Raw genomic sequence first — 16,322 nt, 5'->3', positions numbered from 1 at the left:
CTGAACAGCGTCGTGGTCACCGCCGGCGCCCCGTACTTCGCCGCCGGGGCGCCGGCGCCGCATCTGCGGCTGAGCTACGCCGCCGCCGCGGGCACCGCGCAGCTGCGCGAGGGGGTCCGGCGGCTGCGCCGCGCGTTCCCGGCCGAACCGCCCCTCGCGGGCGGGGACTGAGGATCCGGGCTCCGGGAGCCGCGCGCGGCGCGCGAGCCGGCGCGGGGCACCCGCGGGGTCAGCGGTCCAGCAGCTCGTCGATCTCGCGCACCGCGGACCGCCACGCCTGTTCGGGCGTCATCTCCCCCTGCTCGACCGGCAGGATGCCCGCGTCGGTGATCTGCTGCTGGATCGGCTGGTCCTTCGTGCCGAGTTGGAGCGTCGGGATGCTCTTGGCCGCGATGGAGAAGATCTCGCCGGTCGGCGCGTCGTTGAAGTACGGGTGCGTGGCGTCCGCGACCTGCGGCAGCGAGTACGCCGCCTGCGAGCTGGGGAAGTTCGCCTGCTTCTCGAACAGCCGGGCCTGCTGCTCGGGCGCGGTCAGCCAGGCCGCGAGGCGCGCCGCCTCCTCCTTGTTCTCGCCGGCCTCGGGGACCGTCAGGAAGGAGCCGCCCCAGTTGGCGGGCTTGGGCGCGGCGGCGATGTCCCACTTGTCCGCGGCGGCGGGTCCGGCCTTCTCCTGGATGTGCCCCAGCATCCAGGACGGGCAGATGACGGTCGCGAAGTCGCCCTCGGCGAAGCCCTCGTCCCACTCCGGGGTGAACTGCTTGAGCTGGGCGGTCATCTGCCCCTGCGCCGCCTGCATCGCCAGGTCCCAGGACGCCTCGACGGCCGGGCTGTCCTTGTAGATGGGCTCGCCCTCGCGGCCGAAGTAGCGGATGGGGAAGCTGCTGATCGACCCGTTGTAGACGCCGGCGGCCGAGTCGACGAAGGCGGTGCCCTCGGGGGCGTTCTCCCTGTAGTCCGCGCCGACGCCGAGGTACTTCTGCCAGTCGGAGAACCACAGCGCCGCGACCTCCTCCCGGTCCGTCGGCAGCCCGGCCGCGCGGAACAGGTCCTTGCGGTAGCAGACGGCCATGGGGCCGATGTCGGTGCCGAGGCCGATGGTCTTGTTCTCGGCGGTCGTCGCCTGGTCCCACTTCCAGTGCAGGAAGGCGGTCTCGTCGACGCCCGGCACGGTGGCGAGGTCCATCAGCTGGTCGGACCGGCCGGCGACCACCTCGCTGATGTTGCCGACCTCGACGGCCTGGATGTCGGCCAGTCCGCTCCCGGAGTCGAGGGCCTCGCGCAGGGCGGGGTAGTACTCCTCGTTGCTGGGCGCGGCCTCCTCCTTGATGGTGACTTCCGGGTGCAGCTTCTCGTACTCGTCGTAGAGCCCGGCCTCCTCGAAGCCGAAGACGCCGAAGACGCCGACGGTCAGCGTGACCGGCCCGCCGTCGGAGCCGCCGCCGTCGCCGTCGTCCGGCGCCGCCGACGAGCCCTCGTCGAGCAGGGCGCACCCGGCGAGGAGGCCGGCGGCCACCGTCGCGGCGAGGGCTCGGGACGTACGGCGGCGGGCGTTCGGCCGCCGGGACGTTCTTCTGGTGCGTGTGCGTGTGCGCATGTGACTCCCCCGGGAACCGCCGCGCCCCCTCCCCGATGACGGGGCGCGGCCTGGGGTTGGGAGCGTAACGTGGGAGCGCTCCCTGACACATCCGATCTGCGCATTACGGTCATCACGAGGCGGTTACGGCCCCGGACGAATGATGCGGACAGGTCGGGTTTGCGGGGGATGTCAGCCGAGGTACAGCGGGAGCTTCGCCGCCGCCGGGCCGAGCGCCGTGCGTTCCGCCTCGGCGAGGGGGCGGCGGCCCGTTCCGGCCAGGAGGGCGTCGGTGTCGGTGAGGGACGCCGGGAACGCCGCCCCCGCGATCCGTTCCAGCAGGGCGCGGCCGGCGGCCAGGCCCTCCGCGGGCGGGCCGGGGACGTGCCGGAGGTGTGCGGTCAGGTCGAGGTGGTGCAGGGTCCACTCCAGGACGTACGCCGTGAGGTAGTCGCCCGCGGTGAGGACCATGTCCTTGGTGCGCACCGGCAGCGCCGGGTCGGCCAGTTCCGCCGCGCGGCCGGCGGCGGAGCCGACGTCGTCGAGGTGGAACCGCAGCAGCGCCGGGTCCCCGTACGCGGCGGCCAGCCGGACGGTCAGGGCGTCGAGGGGGTCGGCGCCGGTCGGCGGCCCGTCGCTCACGTGCCAGTAGCCCGCGGCGTCGGCCGTGGGCCCGCCGTCGGCCGGGGTGACGAGGGTGATGAGCACGTCCTGCGCGTCGATCACCAGGTGGCAGACGAGGTCGCGGACGAGCCAGCCGGCGCAGCCGGAGGGCCGTGCGAAGTCCTCGTCGCCCAGACCGGCGACCGCCGCGCGCAGCGCCGCCCAGGCGGGTACGAAGAGATCCACCCCGGCAACCTAGACCGGCGGCCCGCGGCGGGCAACCGCATTCCGTCCGGAGCCGGGCGGACGCCGCCGCCCGCCCCGCAACTCCCTTGCGTCCGGTCGCTTCCGTGGAGGTAACCCCCGTCGCCCCCCGACGAGCCATCCGCTCGCCGCCCCCATCTGTCGCCGCGCGGCAACGCCTGACGACGTGTCAGCAGTGGCTTTCGGGGCTGTGGTGGGCGCGGTCACTCAAGGGCGGGGCGACCCGGCAGGGGCGATGAACGAGGAACGCGAGTCAGAGTCCACGACGATCACAAAGGGGTCGCCGTACGATCGCCCCGACCGGCCAGGGCGGCGAGCGGGCGGCTTGGATTCCCGCTTCTTGCGGTAGAACTCGACTACTTCCGCGTACCGCGGATTGATCCACTCACCCATCGTGCGCCCTCTCGTGTCTGTGCCCCCTACGACCATAGGGCCGTAGGGGGCACACGCATGGGTGAACCTAGTTCGGGCCGCTAGGGCGTGTCGTCAAATGATCTTCGATCGTGGATCATGGTCGGGTGATACGTCGCCATGAACTGTCCGATGCTGAGTGGGGGTTCGTTCGTGTGCTGCTGCCCCGGCCGGGCCGGGGTCGGAAGCGGTTGGACGACCGTAGGGTCCTCAACGGGATTGTGTGGAAGTTCCGGACCGGGACGGCCTGGCGGGACGTGCCCGAGCAGTACGGGCCGTGGGCGACGTTGCACACCCGCTTCCGGCGGTGGGCGGCGGACGGCACCTTCACCCGGATGCTCCAAGCCGCCCAGGCGCAGGCGGACGCGGCCGGCGACATCGACTGGCTGGTGTCGGTCGACTCCACCATCGTCCGCGCCCACCAGCACGCCGCCGGGACCGGAAAAAGGGGCTCCGCAGCGCGGCGCTCGGACGCTCCCGAGGCGGCCTGACCAGCAAGATCCACCTGGCCTGCGACGCGCTGGGCCGCCCGCTCGGCCTCACGGTCACCGGTGGGAACACCAACGACTGCACCCAGTTCTCCGCTGTGATGGCGGCGATACGGGTACCTCGCGTAGGTCCAGGGCGGCCGCGGGTGCGGCCCCGCCATGTCCTGGGCGACAAGGGCTACAGCTCGAAGGCCATCCGCGCCTGGCTGCGGCGGCACGGCATCACGCACACCATCCCCGAACGGGCCGACCAGATCCGCAACCGGGCTCGCAGAGGCAGCCGTGGAGGCCGGCCGCCGACCTTCGACCGCGAGATCTACAAACGACGCAACGTGGTCGAGCGCTGCTTCAACCGCCTCAAGCAGTGGCGCGGCATCGCCACCCGCTACGAGAAGACCGCCGAGTCCTATCAGGCAGCCATCACCCTCGCCTCGCTGCTGATGTGGGCGTGACGTGTGACGATCTACTCATCGGCCGCCGACGGCCACCAGCCGACAGCGGCCACAACATCCCGGGCGACGTCCGCCACCGCCCGCCCGTCCGTGGCCACCCGGACTGTCCCCTCTGGCACCCCCTCCTCCAGGTGCCGGGCCATGAACCCGCTGCGCTGCACCTGCTGCTCCAGCTCCGAGCCGAGCTCGCGAGCGGCCAGGCGGCCGCGGGCGGTGGCGTCGGAGGCGGTGAGCAACACCCGCACGAAGCGGGCGTCCTTCCCCAGAGCCCGCTCATAGATGCCGCTCTCACTCGCCATGACACTGGCGGTGTTGGTGTAGATCAGCCGCCGACAGCCCAGCGCCGCATAGTTGCCCCACAGCGCCGCAAGGTTGCGCTCGGTCAGCCGCGACCGGTCCGGGTCGCCGGGTGGAGCGGGATGGATGTGATCCAGCACGTCACCCTCGATCAGAGCGTGGGCGACGTCCACGGCGCGCAGCTGCGCTGAGACCTCATAGCCGACCGAGGACTTTCCCACCCCGGAACGGCCGCCGATGAGCAGCACTTCGGTGATCAACACCCGGAAATCCTGCCACCTGTCCGCCGCCCTGTCATTCCACCCCAAGAGATCATTTGACGACAGGCCCTAGCACACACTGCTCCTGTGTAGAGCAACGATGTCACCGTCCCGCCGCGCGCGCCGTGGCAGGCCGTCCCCGCCGGCGGCGTCGAGCTGCTGCGCGGCGCCGCCGGCGGCAACCCGCACACGCTCGTCGCCGACCCCGGCACCTGCCGGTGGACGTGGCGTGACCGGCGGGCGGGACCGGTTCCGACCGGGTTTCGTCGTTCGGGAGCCGTCCCACTCGCCATCCGGTACCGTCCTGGCTCCGAAAAGGCCCGTGGCGCAGGGGTGAGACGGTGGCGGACGACGTGGGCGAGCTGATCGAGCGGCTGGCCCTGTGGCGGACCGGTGACGGCGGCTACGACGAGGTCAGCCTCCGGGAACGGGCGATCGTCGCGCTGCGGGAACGCGCGCCGGAGGCGGTCCCCGCGCTCGTCGGGCGGCTCGACGCCCTCCTCGCGGACCACGCCGCGCACCTGGAGCGGGTCGCCGCCGTCACGGCGGCGTGGGACGCCTGGTACGAGGAGGGCGACGCCCTCGTCGACGAGCACGGGCCGGGCGCGGTGTTCGAGCTGGAGCGGTACCGCACGGTGCCCAGCGACAGCCTCCCCCAGCGCGAGCCCCGCGACGAGCACTACCAGGACCCGTACGACCTCAAGCAGGGCATCGTCGAGGCCCTCCGCCGCATCGGCGACGACCGCGCCGCACCGGTCTTAGGCCGCGCGCTCCGGGACCGGGCCTGCCTCCAGCAGGCCGCGACGGCGCTGCGCGGCATCCACCTCGACGGCGCCGTGCCCGCGCTGCTCGACGCCGCCGCGGGCATCGAGCCAGACGACCCGGCGTTCCCGGCGGTGCTCAGCGCGCTGGACCACTACGGCGTCACGATGGCGCAGGTGCGGGCGCGGTTCGAGGCCGAATCCGGACCGCAGGCCCGGGTCAGCCTGATGCACGTGATGAAGAAGCTGCCCGGCGACGGCGCCGGCCGGCCGGACGACGAGGAGATCAGGGACGCGCTGGTCTTCCTCGCGATGGGCCGCTCGGCCACGGACCGGCACCGGGCCCTCAGCCAGCTCCGGGCGCTCGGCGCTCCGCCCGAGGAGCCGCGGGACCCGGCGGCGGCCGGCGGCGCACGGGACGTACCGGACCCGTGGGACGGGGACCTCGGCGGCTCCGGCATGGCCGCGCCGCCGCCCGCCGGGACCCTCTGCGCGGCGATCGCGCTGGCCGCGCAGGGCAACCCGCCGGGCCACGACCGCGAGTTGCGGCGCCGGCTGCGGCGCATGGCCGAGGAGGCCCCCTCCGCGCCGCGGGCCGTCACCGCCGTCCTCACCCGCGAGCCGCGGTCGCCCGACGCGGAGCTGGACCTGGCGCTGCGGCTGGCCCCCCGGCTGAACGGCCGGGAGGCCGAGCACCTGGCGCTGCTCCGCGCCCTGCGAGGGCTCACCTCGTACCCGCCGGCCCGCGCGGGCGCGCTGCGCGCGCTGCGCCGCGACACCGGGCTGTTCGTGCTGATGCTGCACGAGGACCCGGCGCTCCGCGCGGAGGCGCGGGCCGTCTTCGACGACGTCGCGGAGCCGGCGGACCGGGAGCGGTTCGCCGAGTACGAGGCGCTGCGGCTGGGCACCTGGGGGCGGCTGGTCCGCAGGTTCAGGCGCCGCTAGGCGCGCGGGCGTTCGCCGTCGCGGCCGGTGCCTGCGGGCCGGGCGGCCGCCGTGCGCGGCGGGTGGGCGATGAGTTTCCGGCCGCGCGGCGGTCTCTCCCCGTGACGGTTCTTCCAACGACATCCGCGACAAACGAGGAGCACATCATGGTGCAGATCGGCGCGTCCCTGCCGCAGTACGGTCCCGGGGCCGCCCCCGACGCCCTGGCCGGCGTCGCGCGGCGGGCGGAGGAGACGGGGCTCGGCAGCGTCTGGACGAACGAGCGGTGGCTGCGGCCCACGAAGCCGATCGCGATGGGCGGTCCCGGCGGGCCGGAGATGATGGGCCCCGAGCAGTGGGCTGACGCCCACGACCCGCTGGAGACGCTGGCGTACGTGGCGGCGACGACCGAGCGTGTCCTGCTGGGCACCAGCGTCATCCCGGCGCTGCTGCACAACCCCGTCCTGCTCGCCCGCCGGCTGGCCACCCTGGACCGGCTCTCCGCCGGCCGGCTGCTGGCCGGGGTGGGGCAGGGGTGGATGGAGCAGGAGTTCACGGCGGCGGGGGTGCCGCTGGCGCGGCGCGGGGCGGGTTTCGAGGAGCACCTGGGGGTGATGCGCGCGGTCTGGGGCCCGAAGCCGGTACGGGTCGACGGCCGGTTCTACCGGGTGCCGGAGTCGGAGATCGGGCCCAAGCCGGTACGGGCCGGCGGGCCGGCGGTGCTCGTCGGCGCCGGGAGCCCGGCGGCGGTGGACCGCGCGGCGCGGCTGGGTCTGGGGCTGAGCCTCGTCGTCTTCGACTGGGACGCGCTGCGGGCGACGGTCGGGGCGTTCCGCGCGAGCGCGGCCGCGGCGGGCCACGACGCGGCGTCGCTGCCGCTGGTGGTGCAGGTCAACGGCGGGGTCACGGCCGGTCCCGCGGTCGCCGAGCGGGGCCCGGTGACCGGCTCGGTGGAGCAGGTCGCGGAGGATCTGCTGGAGCTGGACCGGCTGGGGGTGGACCACGTCTTCTGGGCGATGATCGACCAGGACGAGCAGATCGACGTGCTGTCCCGGCTCTCCCTCGCGTACGCCGACGCCGCGTCCTGACCGCCGCGGGGCGGCGGGCGGCGGACGGCAGGGGGGCGCTACCCGACGCCCAGCCGGGCGGCGTCGGGCGCGAAGACGGTCATCCAGTGCGGGCGGAGCCGGTAGAAGACGACCTCCTCGTCCCAGCGGAAGGCGTCCTCGCCGTAGAAGTCCCGGAAGTACGCCAGCATGTCCGGCCACTCGGGGTCGGGCTCCCCCTCCGCGGGGTTGAGCGTGACCGCGTCGCCCGGCGCCGCTGATGCGGGGTTCGCCCCGGGCGGTCACGGTGGAGAGCGCGAGCGTGCACATGCCGGTCAGCACCCGGGTGAGCTGCTCCGCGGTCAGGGTACGGTCGGCGTTGATGAGGGAGCGGAGGTGGCCGGTGGAGCGGGCCAGGGAGGCGTCGAGCAGTCCCTGGAGCCGCCGCAGGTCCTCGGGGGTTTCGCGCATGCGGTCACGGTAGCCGGGCCGGTCCCCGGCCGGCGGTGCCGCCTGCTGGCGGGTTTTCTCCCCCGCCGCGTCACATCGGCGCGTGCGCGCCGGTCAGTTGTATGAGGGGCGAACTGGGAGAGGACCTGGTCACCGATGAGTGAACACGACTGGCTGGCCGAACGTTTCGAGACAGACCGGCCCCGGCTGCGCGCGGTCGCGTACCGGATGCTGGGCTCGGTCCAGGAGGCCGACGACGCCGTCCAGGAGGCGTGGATCCGGCTCAGCCGCTCGGACACCAGCGAGGTGGAGAACCTCAGCGGCTGGGTCACGACGATCGTCGCCCGGGTGTCGCTGAACATGCTGCAGTCCCGCAAGTCCCGGCCCGAGGTCCTGGTGGACGCGACGGAGGGCGGCGACCAGCCCTACGAGCAGTCGCCGGACGACCCGGAGGAGGAGGCGATGATCGCCGACTCCGTGGGGCTGGCCCTGCTGGTCGTCCTGGACACGCTGACGCCGGCCGAGCGGCTGGCGTTCGTGCTGCACGACATGTTCGCCGTGCCCTTCGTGGAGATCGCGGCCATCGTCGACCGCTCCCCCGCCGCCGCCCGGCAGCTGGCCAGCCGGGCGCGGCGCCGCGTGCAGCGCTCCACGCCCAGCGCGCGGCGGGGCGAGAGCTTCGGCGTGTACGACGGCTCCGCCGGCCCCGCCGGAACCGGCAAGTCGGATCTGGCGACGGCGTTCCTCGCCGCGTCCCGGGAGGGCAACTTCGAGGCGCTGCTGGCGATGCTCGACCCGGACATCGTGCTGCGTACGGACGCGGCGGCGGTGCAGATGAGCCTGGAGGCCGAGCTGCGCGGGGAGAACCCGATCACGAACGTCCCCGAGATCCGCGGCGCGGACGCCGTCACCCGGGTGTTCGCCGGCCGGACCTGGAGCCCGGCGCCGGCGCTGATCGACGGCGAGGCGGGGCTGGTGTGGGTCCAGAACGGCCGTCCGCACGTGGCGTTCTGCTTCGGCACGGAGAACGGGCGCATCACCGGGATCGACATCCGCGCCGACCTCTCCGGCCTGGGCATCGAGCTGTACCAGCGCACCCTGACCGGCCGCCGCGGGTAGCAGATACCTGCCGTGTCCGGCCGTCTGTCCGGCACCGACCCTCCGGCCTAGGGTGTGCGCATGGACGCATCTACCAATCCCATCGAGCAGTTGATCGATTTATCAACCGGGTATCTGCGGTCCGCCGCGCTGCACGCGGCCGCGGAGCTGCGGCTCGCCGACCTGCTGGCCGACGGCCCCCGCAGCGCTGACGACATGGCGGCGGAGGCCGGGCTCAACGGCCCGTACCTGGCCCGGCTGCTGCGCTATCTCGCCGCGCACGACGTCTTCCGGCAGGAGGAGGACGGCCGCTTCGCCCTCACGCCCATGGCGCAGCTGCTGCGCGAGGACGGGCCGATGTCGATGCGCGCGTACGTGGAGGTGCACGGCCACGACATCTTCCTGCGGTCGGCGATGGGGTTGCCGGAGGCGATCCGTACGGGCGGGAATCCGTTCGAGGCCGAGTTCGGGATGCCCTTCTACCAGTACCTGTTCGCCAACCGTGAGCTGGGCGCGCAGTTCGACACGAGCATGGCGTCGTTCTCGGAGGCCCTGAGCGACCAGGTCGCCGCGGCGTACGACTTCGGTTCCGCGCGCAAGGTCGTGGACGTGGGCGGCGGCCGCGGCGGGCAGCTGCGGGCGATCCTGCGGCGCAACGAGCACGTCGAGGGCACGCTGCTGGACCTCGAACCGGTGGTGGCCGGGCACGTGCTGGACGTGCCCGAGCTGGCGGGCCGGTGGCACGCGGTCGGCGGCGACTTCTTCAAGGCGGTGCCGGAAGGCGGCGACGTCTACATCCTCAAGCACGTGCTGGCCAGCTGGCCCGACGAGCAGTGCGTGCAGATCCTGGAGGTGTGCCGGCAGGCCATGCCGGACGACGCCCGGCTGCTCATGGTCAACGCGCTGGTGCCGGAGGGGAACGAGCCGCACCCGAGCAAGACCGTGGACATGACGATGCTGACGGTCCTGAACGGCAAGGGCCGGACGCAGGCGGAGTACGAGGAGCTGATGCGCAAGGCGGGGCTGGCACCGGACAACGTGCTGCACGTCTCGCCGCACGCCGCGATCATCGAGGCGACGAAGGCCTGAGCCCCGCGGGGCGCACGGCGCGGAGCCGCCCGCGCCGTTCGCGGCTGTACGGCCGCCGCCCGGCCGGGCGCCGGCGCCGTACGGGCTACGGCTGGAGGCGGACGGAGGCCCAGCCGTCGCCCTCGCGGTCGTAGCGCAGCCGCAGGTGGAGCCGGTCCGGGCGGTGGGCCCAGAACTCCACGTCCTGCGGCTGCAGCCGGTAGCCGTAGAAGCGCTCCGGGCGGTCCAGCGCCTTGCCGTCCGCGCCGAGGCGCTCGGCCTCGGCGCGCAGCGCCCCCGGGTCGGCCAGCGGCTCGCTCTGCCGGGACGCCACCGACATGGCGTGCAGCGGGATGGCCCGGGCCTGCCACAGGGACTCGGACTCGGCCGTGGGGACCGGCTCGACGGTGCCGGAGATCTTGATCTGCTGGCCGGTCTCGCGCCAGTACAGCAGCCCGGCGGCCCAGTTGTTCTCCTCGATCTCGCGGCCCTTGCGGCTGGAGGCGTGGCTGGTGAACAGCACGCCGCGCTCGTCGATGGCGCTGACCAGGACGATGCGCGCGGACGGCCGGCCGCGCTTGTCCGCGGTGGCGAGCGCCAGCGCCTTGGGCTCGCGGACCGCCACCTCGACGGCGCGGTCGAGCCAGCGCTGCATGAGGCCCACGGGGTCGGCGGGCGGGTTGTCGTACTCCGGGAAGTCCGGGTCGTTCTCGACGGTGAGGCTTTCGAACTTGCTGGTCTGCATCACGTGCCTTTCTCGCAGGTGGCCGCCCGCCGGGCGCCGGGGCGTCTAGAGGAAGAGGGTGCCGCGTCCCACGGTGACCCCGTGGCCGCCGACGTGGACGGAGTTGATCCGGTCGCCGTCGCCGTCGGCGGTGGCGAGCATCAGGGAGGGCCGGCCCATCTCGACACCCTGGAGTATCTCCACCTCCTCGCCGTACGCGGCCAGGCCGTGCCGGGCGAGGTGGATGGCGAGCGGGCCCGCCGCCGAGCCGGTCGCCGCGTCCTCGACGACGCCGTACGCGGGCGAGAACATCCGGGCGCGCCACTGCCGGCCCTCGCCGGCGAAGCAGTTGGCGGCCATGTCGGGGAACGCGGACAGCGCGCGGTGGTCGGGCCGCAGCGCGGACAGCGCGGGCACGCTCTCCAGGCCGACGAAGACGTGCCGGGGGCCGTTGCGGTACACCTCGACGGGGGCGACGGAGGTGTCGGCGCCGAGCGCGGCGAGGAGTTCGTCGGCCTCGGCGTAGGGCTCCCACACCGGGTGCGGCTGGCGCATGCTGACCTTCACCGCGCCCTCGTCGTCGGTGAGGACGACCGGGATGACGCCCATCGCCGTCTCCAGCCGCAGCCGGTCCTGCTTGCGCGTCTCGCCGAGGGCGACCGCGGTGCCGAGCAGCGGGTGGCCGGCGAAGGGCAGTTCGTTGACGGGGGTGAAGATGCGGATGCGGGCGTCGCCGCCTTCGCCGGGGGGCAGCACGAAGGTGGTCTCGGAGAGGTTCATCTCCCGGGCGATGCGCTGCATCAGGTCGGGCGTCAGCTCCTCGGCGTCGAGGAACACGGCGACGGGGTTGCCGTACAGCGGCCTGCGGGAGAAGGCGTCCACCAGCATGTAGTCGAGATCGGGCATGTACGGCACTCCTGACGGGCGGATACGAGTTCTTCAGTCGGTGAGGGCGGCGCCGAGGCCGTGCAGGACGGGCAGTTGGTGCACGCCCTCGGCGACGGCCTCGACGTCGAAGCTCAGGTGGTGCACCGGGGGCCGGCCGATCAGTTCGGCGGCCCGGTTGGGCGGCAGCGGGAGGTCCGCGGGCCGGTCGTGCTCCCAGACCATGACGGCGCCCCAGCGGTTGCCCTCCCGGTCGGCGACCCAGAACTTCGCCCGCAGCCCCGGCACGCCGGCCCACTCGTCGGCGGCCCCGGCGCGCAGGTTCTCGCGCAGCGAGTCGACGCTCTGCGCGGTTCCGTCGAGGTCCCAGAGGGTGATATCGCACCTCACCGGCCGATCACCCCGAGCAGCGCGTCGCCGATGAGCCGGGGCCCGTCGACGGTGAGGACGGATTCGGCGTGGAACTGGAAGGAGGCGAAGTGCGGGCCGCGCAGCGCGTCGATCTGGCCGGTGGCCGCGTCGCGGCTGACGCGGACCCGGCCGACGGCGGGCACGTCGAGTTCGTCCGCGGGGCTGACCGCGGCGAACGTGTTGTAGTAGCCGACGTGTTCGCGGCGGCCGAAGAGGTCGATGGCGCGCTGCACGCCCTGGTTGGGGCGGTCGCGGCGGACCAGGTCGAGGCCGAGCCGGAGGCTGAGCACCTGGTGGCTGAGGCAGACGGCGAGGAACGGGGTGCGGTCGGCGAGCAGTCCGGCGACGGCCTCGTCCAGCGCGGCGATCTTCGGGTCGGCGCCGGCCCGGGGGTCGCCGGGGCCGGGGCCCATGACGACGAGGTCGAAGCCGTCGACGGCGTAGGGCTCGTCGAAGCGGCGTACCTCGGCGGTGGGGCCGAGGGCCTCCAGCTGCTGCACCATCATCGCGGTGAAGGTGTCCTCGGCGTCGACGACGAGGACCTTCATGCCCTCCAGCGCGGGCACGGTCAGCGGGCGGGCGCCGGTGGCGGCGAGCCAGAAATCGCCGATGCCCGTGTTGCGGCCGCGCAGCACGTCGCGGACGGCGGGGTGGTCGGCGAAGCGCGGGGCGGGCGGGACGGCGGCCGGATCGGCGGCGGGAGCCGGTGCGGCGGGATCGGCGGCGGGCGCGGCGCCCAGGGCGTCGAGCAGCGCGGCGGCCTTGGCGCGGGTCTCGGCCGCCTCGCCCTCCGGGGAGGAGTGGCGTACGAGGGTCGCCCCCACGGCCAGGGAGAGCCGCCCGTCGTCCGCGATGTCGGCGGTGCGGATGAGGATGGCGGAGTCCAGCGTGCGGCTGCCCGTGGGCTCGTCGCTGACGAGTGCGGCGACGCCGCTGTAGTAGCCGCGGCCCTGCGGCTCGTGGCGGGCGATGACGCGGGCGGCGCTCTCCACCGGGCTGCCGGTGACGGTCGGCGCGAACAGCGTCTCGCGCAGGACGTCCCGTACGTCGCGCTCGGTGTGCCCCTCGATGAAGTACTCGGTGTGGGCGAGCCGCGCCATCTCCTTCAGCGCGGGGCCGGTGACCCGGCCGCCCTCCGGGCAGATGCGGGACATCATCTTCAGTTCCTCGTCCAGCACCATGTACAGCTCGTCGGTCTCCTTGCGGTCCCGCAGGAACGCGGTGAGGCCGTCGAGCGTGGGGCCGCCGGCGGGGTAGCGGTACGTGCCGCTGATCGGGTTCATCACAGCGCGGCCCCCGGTGACGGAGATGTGCCGCTCGGGGGTGGCGCCGACGAAGGTGCGGCCGTCGACGTGCACGGCGAACGTCCAGTAGGCGCTGGGCTCCAGGGAGATCAGCCGCCGGAAGACGGTCAGCGCCGCGCGCGCGGGCTCGCCGCCGACGTCGGCGAGCAGGGTGCGCTTGATGACGAAGTTGGCGCCCTCGCCGGTGCCGATCTCGTCGGTCACCACCCGCCGTACGACGTCGGCGTACTCCTCGTCGGACAGGTCGAAGCGGTGGCCGGTGAGCGCGGCGGGGGTGTCGGGCAGCCGGGCGAGGGTGTCGGCCAGCGGCAGCGCGGCCTGCTCGGTGACGTTCATGGCGATCAGCTGCGCACCGTCGTCGGGGGCGGCGAAGCCCCGTTCGGTGAGCTGCCGGTAGGGCACCATCAGCAGGGTGCGGTGGGCGGTGGCGGCCGGCGGGGCGGCGGGCTCTGGCAGCGGCAGGCCGGCCAGGGAGCCGGGGTGGGAGACGTCGCCGAGGAGGACGTCGACGGTGCCGGGGGTGCCGCTCTCCGGCCGGTGCAGCAGCGCGAACGCGGGCGGGACGGGCCCGGTGAGCAGCCGGTCGAGCAGGTCGGCGCCGGCGTCCGGGCGGGTCTCCCGGGCGGCGCTCATGCGAAGATCTCCGCGCTCGGCACGACCATCCCGCAGCGCTGGGCGACGTACTCCAGCGCCATCCGGTGCTGGTCGGCGGTGAAGTCGGCGACGGCGTCGGCGGCGAGGAACACCTGGATGTCGTGGGTGAAGGCGTCGATCGCGGTGGCGAGCACGCCGACGTGCGCGTAGACGCCGCAGAGCACCAGCTGGTCGCGGCCCGCGGCGCGCAGCTTCTCCAGCAGCCCGGACTTGAAGAACGCGCTGTAGCGCCACTTGGTGAGCAGCCAGTCGCCGTCGGCGGGGGCCAGCTCGGGCACGACCTCGCGGTCCTCCGGCGCGGTGCGCATGCCGGGTCCCCAGAAGTCGACGAGCAGGCCGCGCTCCTCCCGGCTCATGCCGCCGGGCTGCGCCGAGTACGCGACGGGCACGCCGAGTTCGGCGGCGCGCTTGCGCAGCAGCGCGGCGTTGTGGACGAGCTGGGAGCGGACCGTCTCCGGCACCGGGCGCAGGAAGAACCGCTGCATGTCGTGCACGACCAGGGCCGCGCGGGCGGGGTCTGGCGTCCACGCCGCCAGGTTGGCCGGCAGGGTCTCTGCCGTCGGCAGCTCGTACGGGTCGATGACGGGTATGCCGACCACGGTTCGGCTCCTCTCGGGTGCGGTGGGGTACGGGTCCGGGGCGGGGCCCGCGGCCCGGCGTCTGCTCTCAGCGGGTTCCGGCCCAGGCGGCCACGAGCTGGTGGGCCTGGCCCGGGTTGAGCCGGGGGTCGCAGAAGGTGGTGCGCCGGCCGGCGGAGCCGATGGAGGCGGTGTCGGCGGCGCACTCCGTCACCAGGTCCGGGGTCGTCTCCAGGTGCAGCCCGCCGTTGACGCCGCCGGTGGCGGCGAGGGCGGCGCAGAAGCCGTGGATCTCGGCGAGCATCGCGTCCATCAGCCGGGTCTTCTGCCCGTCGGGGCCGGTGACCGTGTTGCCGTGCATGGGGTCGCAGATCCACACGGCGGGGTGGCCGGCCGCCTGGACGGCCTGCACCAGGGCCGGCAGCCGGCCGGTGACGAAGCCGGCGCCCATCCGGGAGATGAGCACGAGCCGGCCGGGCCGGCGGGCCGGGTCGAGCCGGTCGGCCAGCTCGGTGATCTCCGCGGCCGTGGTGCCGGAGCCGACCTTGCAGGCCACCGGGTTGACGACGTCGGCGAGCAGCCCGACGTGGGCGCCGTCGGGCCGGCGGGTGCGCTCCCCCACCCACGGCAGGTGCGTCGAGGACAGGTAGCGCTCGCCGGCGGCGGTGCGCCGCAGCATCGGCGTCTCGTAGTCGAGGAGCAGCGCCTCGTGGCTGATCCACACCCGCTCGGCGTCCGGGCGCCCGGCGTTGACGGCGTCCAGCTCATGCACGACGTCCTGGGCGGCCCCGAAGCACTCGAGGATCCGCTGCGGGTCGGGGCGGCGGGCCTCGGCGTCGGGCTCGGGGCGGTTGACCATGTGCCCGCGGTAGACGGGCAGCGTGAGGTCGCCGACCTGCTCGACGGGCTTGGAGCGGGGCTTGGCGAACTGCCCGGCGATGCGGCCGATCCGTAAGGTCGGCCGACCGGTGATCTGGGCCGCCGTGTCGGCGAGCCCGTCGAGCAGCGCGCTCTTGCGCCGCACGTGGTACGGGCTCGACTCCGCCGGGTCTTCGGCGCAGTCGCCGGCCTGGATGAGGTGCGCGCGTCCCTCGGCGACCTCGGCGAGCCGGCGCCGCAGCCGCGCCGCGCCGTCCTCGGTGACGAGCGGCGGCGCGGCGTCGAGGGCCTCGCGTACCCGCCGCACCTGGCCGGCGTCCTCCCACACGGGTTGCTGAAGAGCTGGTGGCGCGTGGAATTCCTGGACTGAGGTAGGCACGTTCTCCCCCTGCCGAGTGTGCGTGTCGAGTTACGAGGGTCGTCGGGCGGTCGCCGTCAGGTCGGGATGCCTTCGCGGCGGACCGTGGGCACCTCGATACCCAGGGCACGGAACTGCTGGCAGGGGTTCATGAACTCGCGCTGCTGCTTGATCTTCCCGTCCTCGAAGAGGAAGTAGTGCAGGAAGTGGTTGCGGTAGTGACCGGGCTCGTAGCCGGGAAAGTTGATCTTCCCTTCGCCGTCGCACTCCACCCAGAAGCGGTTGGGGTCCTGGGTGTCGAAGATTTCGATGTTGATCCAGGCCCAGTCGGGGAAGCACTTCAGCGACCAGACGGCGTGCTCGCCGAGCCGGTCGCGGCCGCTGATGACGATGGGCTCACCGGTCTCGGTGGTCCACAGGCCGCCGGTGCCGTCCTCGGTGAACAGGAGGTGCCGCTCCAGCCGGTCCTGGCCGCGGCAGTGCATGTACTTCTCGACGATGGCGCGGTTGTGGTCGCGTACCTCATTGTCGCCGGACATAGCTGGACTCACTTCCCTTTACTCACGTGGCGGATGGGGCGGATCCCGTACGGACCACGTCGTCCGGAATACGGTCAACGGCCGCCGGGGGCTTGGGCGTCGAAGGTGCTCGGGCGCCCGGTCGGTGTGGTGGAATTCCGCTGCCAATGCATCAGGACCGGTCCGCGCGGCTCACCGGAAGCGGGCGGAATTCCCGGCCGGCAAGGGGGTGCCGCGGGCAATCCCCTGCGCAGGTCGGGCGCACGGGACACGGAAACGCCGCGTCGGAGGCCCGGCCACGGCGGAAGATCGGACT

General features: G+C 73.7%; 14 protein-coding genes and 3 pseudogenes. 6 read left to right on the top strand and 11 right to left on the bottom strand.

Annotated features, from left to right (window positions below):
- Positions 1-171, top strand: a pseudogene (locus ABD317_RS07855) (PLP-dependent aminotransferase family protein); the annotation flags it as partial.
- A 58-nt stretch (positions 172-229) separates the two neighbouring features.
- Here the strand turns inward: ABD317_RS07855 and ABD317_RS07850 are convergent.
- Together ABD317_RS07850 and ABD317_RS07845 are read right to left on the bottom strand one after the other, a co-directional pair.
- Positions 230-1,594, bottom strand: a complete 1,365-nt coding sequence (locus ABD317_RS07850; RefSeq protein WP_344289059.1) for an ABC transporter substrate-binding protein — start codon at positions 1,592-1,594, stop codon at positions 230-232.
- Positions 1,595-1,765: 171 nt separating this feature from the next.
- Positions 1,766-2,422: a maleylpyruvate isomerase N-terminal domain-containing protein gene (locus ABD317_RS07845; protein WP_344289058.1), complete on the bottom strand. Its 657-nt coding sequence runs from the start codon at positions 2,420-2,422 to the stop codon at positions 1,766-1,768.
- 539 nt (positions 2,423-2,961) lie between these two features.
- Here ABD317_RS07845 and ABD317_RS07840 point away from each other — a divergent pair.
- Positions 2,962-3,791, top strand: a pseudogene (locus ABD317_RS07840) (IS5 family transposase).
- A gap of 11 nt (positions 3,792-3,802) precedes the next feature.
- Here ABD317_RS07840 and ABD317_RS07835 read toward each other — a convergent pair.
- Positions 3,803-4,351, bottom strand: a complete 549-nt coding sequence (locus tag ABD317_RS07835) for a P-loop nucleotide/nucleoside kinase family protein (RefSeq protein WP_344289057.1) — start codon at positions 4,349-4,351, stop codon at positions 3,803-3,805.
- 338 nt (positions 4,352-4,689) lie between these two features.
- Here ABD317_RS07835 and ABD317_RS07830 point away from each other — a divergent pair, with 338 nt between their 5' ends.
- Together ABD317_RS07830 and ABD317_RS07825 are read left to right on the top strand one after the other, a co-directional pair.
- Entirely contained in the window at positions 4,690-6,054 is a 1,365-nt protein-coding gene (locus tag ABD317_RS07830) for a hypothetical protein (RefSeq protein WP_344289056.1), read from the top strand.
- A gap of 146 nt (positions 6,055-6,200) precedes the next feature.
- Positions 6,201-7,121 (top strand): TIGR03619 family F420-dependent LLM class oxidoreductase, encoded by a 921-nt coding sequence (locus tag ABD317_RS07825; protein WP_344289055.1) that lies wholly within the window; start codon positions 6,201-6,203, stop codon positions 7,119-7,121.
- Between the two features lie 38 nt (positions 7,122-7,159).
- Here the strand turns inward: ABD317_RS07825 and ABD317_RS07820 are convergent.
- Positions 7,160-7,550: pseudogene (locus ABD317_RS07820) on the bottom strand (pyridoxamine 5'-phosphate oxidase family protein).
- Positions 7,551-7,685: 135 nt separating this feature from the next.
- Between ABD317_RS07820 and ABD317_RS07815 the strand changes: the two are divergent.
- Positions 7,686-8,648: a sigma-70 family RNA polymerase sigma factor gene (locus ABD317_RS07815; protein ID WP_344289054.1), complete on the top strand. Its 963-nt coding sequence runs from the start codon at positions 7,686-7,688 to the stop codon at positions 8,646-8,648.
- 60 nt (positions 8,649-8,708) lie between these two features.
- Positions 8,709-9,716, top strand: coding sequence for a methyltransferase (locus ABD317_RS07810; RefSeq protein ID WP_027752082.1), 1,008 nt, complete (start codon positions 8,709-8,711; stop codon positions 9,714-9,716).
- An 85-nt stretch (positions 9,717-9,801) separates the two neighbouring features.
- Here ABD317_RS07810 and phzG read toward each other — a convergent pair whose 3' ends face one another.
- The 7 genes from phzG to ABD317_RS07775 form a co-directional block, all read right to left on the bottom strand.
- On the bottom strand, positions 9,802-10,440 hold the full coding sequence (gene phzG, locus ABD317_RS07805) for a phenazine biosynthesis FMN-dependent oxidase PhzG (protein WP_344289053.1): 639 nt from the start codon (positions 10,438-10,440) through the stop codon (positions 9,802-9,804).
- Between the two features lie 45 nt (positions 10,441-10,485).
- A complete protein-coding gene (locus ABD317_RS07800) occupies positions 10,486-11,325 on the bottom strand; it encodes a PhzF family phenazine biosynthesis isomerase (protein ID WP_027752084.1) in 840 nt (279 codons plus the stop codon).
- Between the two features lie 33 nt (positions 11,326-11,358).
- A complete protein-coding gene (locus tag ABD317_RS07795; protein WP_027752085.1) occupies positions 11,359-11,694 on the bottom strand; it encodes a hypothetical protein in 336 nt (111 codons plus the stop codon).
- Positions 11,691-13,652 (bottom strand): anthranilate synthase family protein, encoded by a 1,962-nt coding sequence (locus ABD317_RS07790; protein WP_344289052.1) that lies wholly within the window; start codon positions 13,650-13,652, stop codon positions 11,691-11,693. The genes ABD317_RS07795 and ABD317_RS07790 overlap by 4 nt, the downstream gene beginning before the upstream one ends.
- Positions 13,649-14,272, bottom strand: a complete 624-nt coding sequence (locus tag ABD317_RS07785) for an isochorismatase family protein (protein WP_027752087.1) — start codon at positions 14,270-14,272, stop codon at positions 13,649-13,651. The genes ABD317_RS07790 and ABD317_RS07785 overlap by 4 nt, the downstream gene beginning before the upstream one ends.
- Before the next feature lie 67 nt (positions 14,273-14,339).
- Positions 14,340-15,509, bottom strand: coding sequence for a 3-deoxy-7-phosphoheptulonate synthase (locus ABD317_RS07780; protein ID WP_078627400.1), 1,170 nt, complete (start codon positions 15,507-15,509; stop codon positions 14,340-14,342).
- Between the two features lie 56 nt (positions 15,510-15,565).
- Complete coding sequence (locus tag ABD317_RS07775) at positions 15,566-16,027, bottom strand: PhzA/PhzB family protein (RefSeq protein ID WP_037780161.1); 462 nt, start codon at positions 16,025-16,027, stop codon at positions 15,566-15,568.
- Positions 16,028-16,322 lie beyond the last annotated feature (295 nt).

The organism is Streptomyces synnematoformans (genome assembly GCF_039531005.1).
Taxonomy (GTDB): domain Bacteria; phylum Actinomycetota; class Actinomycetes; order Streptomycetales; family Streptomycetaceae; genus Streptomyces; species Streptomyces synnematoformans.
The sequence above is the reverse complement of the archived record's forward strand: the minus strand, read 5'-3'. Positions and strand labels throughout refer to the sequence as shown.